This is a genomic window from Tersicoccus phoenicis (genome assembly GCF_001968835.1).
Taxonomy (GTDB): domain Bacteria; phylum Actinomycetota; class Actinomycetes; order Actinomycetales; family Micrococcaceae; genus Tersicoccus; species Tersicoccus phoenicis.
Map to the genome: position 1 here is coordinate 1 of NZ_MRDE01000030.1, position 608 is coordinate 608.

At 66.0% G+C, this 608-nt stretch carries 2 protein-coding genes; both read right to left on the minus strand.

What is annotated here, in order from left to right; translation table 11 throughout:
• Positions 1-92: 92 nt before the first annotated feature.
• Positions 93-440: a hypothetical protein gene (locus BKD30_RS06345; RefSeq protein ID WP_076703284.1), complete on the minus strand. Its 348-nt coding sequence runs from the start codon at positions 438-440 to the stop codon at positions 93-95.
• A gap of 62 nt (positions 441-502) precedes the next feature.
• The gene (locus BKD30_RS17030) at positions 503-598 is read right to left on the minus strand and encodes a hypothetical protein (protein ID WP_408033364.1); all 96 of its coding nucleotides are present in this window, start codon (positions 596-598) and stop codon (positions 503-505) included.
• Positions 599-608: the final 10 nt, after the last annotated feature.

A 608-nucleotide genomic window follows, 5' to 3' on the forward strand; every position in this document is an offset into this window, starting at 1 on the left:
CCCCCGAGGCCGTGCGGACTCTGCGAACCCAGGCCACCAGCCGATCCTACCGACCCCCGCTTAGTGCCTTAACAACACACTAACCCCGACCATCACCCCACGTCAGCCCCCTCTAGCTTGTCGAGACCACAGCAAGTGACCCAACTCAGGTCGAACGTCGTCACCGTCGCGGACGTCCGGCTGGTCAGCTTCCAACCCGACCCCGCCGCCACCAGGTCGGCCTTCACCCCGGCCGGTGTGGTGTAGACCCCGGGCTGCCCGGTCACCGGGACGAACGTCGTCGAATACCCGTCCCCCGACGCGTAGACCAGGTTCGACCCGGACTGGTACAAGTGCCCGGCCCCGGCGATGTCGAACCGCCACCCGTCCACCGTCCCCGCGCCCGTGTCCCCGGCACCGAGGGTGTTCCGGACCAGGCTGATCCCGACCGTGCCCTGCACCCCCGGCAGGCCCAGCAGTTGGGCGGTGGGACGAATTCCGGGCCGGTGATTCCCTTCATGTTTCAGGCCGCTCTGCGTGACGCGTACCAGGCCTGTTCGAATTCATTCGGGGTCCGGTAGTCGAGCGCTGAATGGATTCTCTTTTGATTGTACCGCAATTCGATGTAC